Below are 4,203 nucleotides of genomic sequence, written 5' to 3'. Positions count from 1 at the left end.
GCGTACCAGCGTGAGCTGAAGCCGTCCTCGCCACCCCAGAGCAGCCAGCGGTCCTGGTCGCCGCGGAGTTCGGCCTGTCGATCCAGGATCCCGCCCCGGTAGGTGAGGCCGGCGAGCCCGTCGGGCGCGGTGAAGAGGGTGGTGAGCCGCCAGCTCCCTCGCTTCCATCCGGCGTCTTCCAGGGGGCGAAAGCCTTCTTCGGCCTGGTGACGAGAGCCGTTCAGCACTGTGTCGGGCTCCTCGGCGTAGCTGGCGGCGAGGGCGGAGGAGAAGGCGGTCACCAACTCCGTCGGAGTGTTGGAGTCGAAGGTGGCCAGCCAGTCGGGCGCGCTGAACGGGTCGCGGTGGGCGGCGACCTTCCACAACGGGTTGTCCGGGCTCTCGGGCAGGAAGCCAAGCCGGATGCGCTGATCAGGGGAGGAGACGTAGACGTTCGCGAGGTCGTCGCTGTGCGCTACGAAGCCGCTGTCGAGCAGTGGCCGCAGCGCCGGGTCGCCGATGGCGGTGGCCCCGGCGAGGTGCAGCGGAGTCACGTAGACATCGCCGTCGAGCGTGTGTGCGGGCACGTGGGACCTCCGAGTGTGAGCGGCAGGGGCGTCAGCGCTGGCGGCGTGAACGGCCGTGAGTAGCAATTGATGTGGACGGGGCGGCGGCGGCCTCCGCCACAGGCGAGTGGGCGGCGTTCGGTCGGCGGGCCAGGGCTGCCTGGACTCGGGGGACGGCGGCCGTGGGCTCGGTGAGGCGCACGTGCACCAGGTCGTGGTGGCGTTCGGGAATGTCGCCGGCGAAGCGCGGCACCGCGTCCGGGCTGGTGAGAGCGACGGCGGCTGCGGTGCGCAGGTGGGGCGGTGTGCTGCCGCTGAAGAAGGCCCTCCAGCTCGGCGTGTGGATGGGATCGACGCCGCCGGACAGACGCCACATGGACTTCTCCGGCGTCAGCAGCTCGGTGTACTCGTCGAGCCACCCGCTGCGCGTGCGCAGGGTCGCTCGCTTGTCCGGCGAGACGATCCGGTACGGCCGACTTCCGTGGACCGGCTCCCAGCCGCTTCGGAGCAGTACGTCGTTCGGGCCGAGGCCGGTGTAGTGCTTGCCGTCGCTGAAATGGTCCCGGAAGTGGTTGGGCAGGCTCTGGACGAGCGTCTCGGTGAAGGCGGCGACGATCTCGTGGGGCGTGTTGCGGTCGAAGGTGGTGATCCAGTCCGGCACGCCGAGGGGGTCCTCGGCGTAGGTGATCGTCCATCCGCCGTAGTGGCTTTCCACGGGGTTGGCGATACGGACTCGCTGGCACGGGCTGGCGTAGTACGCGTCCGTGCCGAACGCGACGGTCTTCGTCCAGCCGGCGGCGTGGTCGAGGACGCTGAAGACGGTCTCGCTCGTTCCTGGACCTGCGAGGTGGACGGGTGCGACGAGGACCTCGGTACTCGGGGCGAGATCATCGGGGTCGAGAGGCGACATGGGGAAGGACCTCCGGGCGGTGGCGGGCGAGAGACTGGGCGTCATGCCCGGCGGCGCGCTCGCGGCGGAGCCGTGGAAGCGGCGGGGGCCGGCGATCCGGCGTGTGTCGGACCTGCGTTCCCGCGCGGCGAACGGGACCGGGCCGCCTGGGCACGGCGGCCGTGCAGCGGTGCGGTTCCGGCGGATGCCTCGCGTTCGCGTTCCAGCCGGAGAGCCGCAGTGCGGTACGCGGCCTGGTCCTGACGCTCGCCGACCGCCAGGAGGTAGATCTCCCGGCGGTGCTGCGAGGACGCTGGGGCGTCGCGGTACTGGACGACCATGCGCCAACGGGTCTCCGGATCGACGTAGATCTTGTGACAGCCCGCGAGCTCGCGGGTCAGCGCCGCGCCGCGTTCGTTGCCGTGGACCAGGTGCTGTAGCTCCAGCAGAGCCAAGTCGCGGATGCTTTCCGGGACCGAGCGCAGGTCCGCCAGGGCTTCGGGATGCGCCGCGAAGGCGTACCGCGCCCGGCTCACCGCGTACCCCGGCGAGAGTGCGGCACGGAAGAAGACGCGGGGTGAGGAGTCGCGACGGGCGCCGAGGGGACCGCGAGGCTGGCGGTTCCGGCGAGCGGGGAGCGCGAGCGGGCAGCCTGCGCACTGTGAGTGATGGTGCTCTCCAAGGCCGGTGCCAAGGGGAGAGGCGCGCTGCGATCCATGGCCCAGGCGTCTGCCGCCTCGGCGCTGGTGAAGGCCCCTTCGCGCACCGTGTAGGAGCGGAAGTCCTTGGCCGTCTCTTCGAGGAAGAGACGGTAGGGGGCGTGCGCCGAGTCCGGGTGGCTGTCGCGAACGAGGGTTCGCACCTCGGCGCCGAAGTCGAACGAGCCCGGGTTGTCGGTGTAGTGGTCGATCACCTTGTACCGGCCGTCGGGGTTGGTTCGGAGCAGGTCCTCCAGCCGCGAGGTGAGCGCGTCGGCGGGGCGTGGTCCGTGGTTACGGGTCTGTGTGGTGGCCTCGGGCGGGCAACCCTGGCGGATGAGCCAGTTCTGGGCGAGCGGGACGGTGGGAGCTCGCTCGTACTCGAAGTCGAAGGTCCGCTGCTCCACGTCTCGGGTGAGGTGGAACGCGACGTACTCCGCTGTGCCGGGCACGTCCCAGATGGCCGCCTGGTCGTAGAACAGCAGGTAGGTGTCGCGTCCGTCGTAGCTGTGGTGCTCGGCGAGGGGCACGAACATGTCGTCCGTGAGCGTGAGCGAGGAGAAGTCCTCCTCGATGCGCTCGGTGGCTGCTTCGAATTCGTCGATCCGGTAGTCCGGTGCCTGGGGCTCGTGCGGTTCGTGCGTGTCGGTCATGTCAGGCTCCCGCGGGCTCGGGCGAGGCCAGGAGCCGGTGGTTGGGGCGGGTCGGGCTGGTGGTGCAGGCGCCGAACGGGCCATCGGGTGTGCGGAGTTGGAGCAGGGTCGGGTCGAGGTGGTCGCGGTGCCACGTCGCGGGACCGGTGAGGCCGGCCTCGGCGTCGGTGAGCTGCTGCCAGGCCAGCCACAGGGCATGGAGGCGGGCCACGGCCTCGGGGTGCTCCTGCCACTGCCGGCACCACGGGCGGCCCGTGGTGATCTCCCGCCCGTAGACCGGCAGCAGCAGATGGTGCACCCAGCGGGCCAGTGCCGCGAGTTCCTCGACGTACGCCTGGCCGTCGAGCGCCAGGATGAAGTTGGACGCCGGGCCCTCCTGGGAGCCGCCCGGCTCGGCCGCCGCAGACGCGGCGACCGAGCCCTCGGCGGCACCGTGCTCGGCCTCCCGGCCCTCGTCGTCGCGAGAGGGCGGGGAGTCGTCGGTGAGTAGGGCGAGCGTCTCGCCCTGCTTGCGGCTCTCCGCGACCAGCCGCGCGACCGTGGCGACCAGGTCGTCCAGATCGTGGTCCGGCACGCGTATCGGCTCGTTCTCCTGATCGGGTTCAGCCATCGCTACCCCTCCGCGAGATCGGGTGGTTGGGGTGGCGAGGATCCGGAGAATTCCGGGTTTGGCCCGGCCGGGGTTCCGGTGTAGAAGACCTCAGTCACGGGTGGCACTGATGGCCGCAGATCGTGCCGGCGGAGGCGAGAGTGCGCAGGGCACGGGCAGCCTGCTGCGGTACGACTCCGTTGCCGAGAGCAGCGAGTTGGGCGGGTCGCCCGAGGCCTGGCGTGTCGGTCACCCAGCCTTGTGCGAGCCCCTGCATCCACTCCACGAACAGCGGGCTCAGCCGCCCCGCGTCATCGGTCGGCCGGGGAGCCGGGCGGGTTGCCTGTTCCCATCGGGCTATGGCCCCGGCGTACGGTCCCCACGCCCCTCCTCCGTTGATGCCGGGTGGGCGAACAAGGGGAGTAGCACCGCCGAGAGCGGGGGCGGCCGGAAGTCCGCCCCTGGCCGGCGCCCTGGTGTGCCAGCGTCGCTCGCCCGTCGGGTCGGCAGCAGTCGGGCCGCCGCCGAGGGCAGAGTCAGGTCCCCGTTCCCGTGACGCTGGTTCGGTGATCCCTTGGCGCCGTCCGACGCCTTCGGTGTCGGCAGCAGCCACTCCACCTCGTCCGCCAGATTCGGACCGTGCCCGCCCTGCTTCCTCTTCGCCGGGTGCTGACTCCCGCCGATCGTGGCGAGGTTGCTCGTCGGCGTCTTGAGCAGAGCTGAGCCGCCAGGACGGCCAGGCGACGGTGTTATCTGGACGGTTCCCTCTTCTCGGTGACTGTGCGTGTGGGTAGTTGGGCATATGGTTCCGGCCGTGCGTGTTGTGAAA

General features: G+C 70.9%; 5 protein-coding genes. All 5 read right to left on the bottom strand.

Translation table 11 applies throughout. From position 1 onward, the window contains the following. Nucleotides 1-566 (bottom strand): DUF317 domain-containing protein (locus tag ACFUJR_RS38845; protein WP_383451264.1); only part of this gene is annotated, 566 nt, incomplete at its 3' end. Nucleotides 567-597: 31 nt separating this feature from the next. Continuing rightward, complete coding sequence (locus ACFUJR_RS38840) at nt 598-1,455, bottom strand: DUF317 domain-containing protein (RefSeq protein ID WP_383169896.1); 858 nt, start codon at nt 1,453-1,455, stop codon at nt 598-600. A gap of 41 nt (nt 1,456-1,496) precedes the next feature. Then, nucleotides 1,497-1,970, bottom strand: coding sequence for a hypothetical protein (locus tag ACFUJR_RS38835; RefSeq protein WP_383169894.1), 474 nt, complete (start codon nt 1,968-1,970; stop codon nt 1,497-1,499). After that, a complete protein-coding gene (locus ACFUJR_RS38830) occupies nt 1,967-2,785 on the bottom strand; it encodes a hypothetical protein (RefSeq protein ID WP_383169892.1) in 819 nt (272 codons plus the stop codon). The genes ACFUJR_RS38835 and ACFUJR_RS38830 overlap by 4 nt, the downstream gene beginning before the upstream one ends. A 1-nt stretch (nt 2,786) precedes the next feature. Next, complete coding sequence (locus ACFUJR_RS38825; RefSeq protein WP_383169890.1) at nt 2,787-3,395, bottom strand: DUF4913 domain-containing protein; 609 nt, start codon at nt 3,393-3,395, stop codon at nt 2,787-2,789. Nucleotides 3,396-4,203 lie beyond the last annotated feature (808 nt).

The organism is Streptomyces sp. NPDC057271, from assembly GCF_042668715.1.
Lineage (GTDB): Bacteria > Actinomycetota > Actinomycetes > Streptomycetales > Streptomycetaceae > Streptomyces.
The sequence above is the reverse complement of the archived record's forward strand: the minus strand, read 5'-3'. Positions and strand labels throughout refer to the sequence as shown.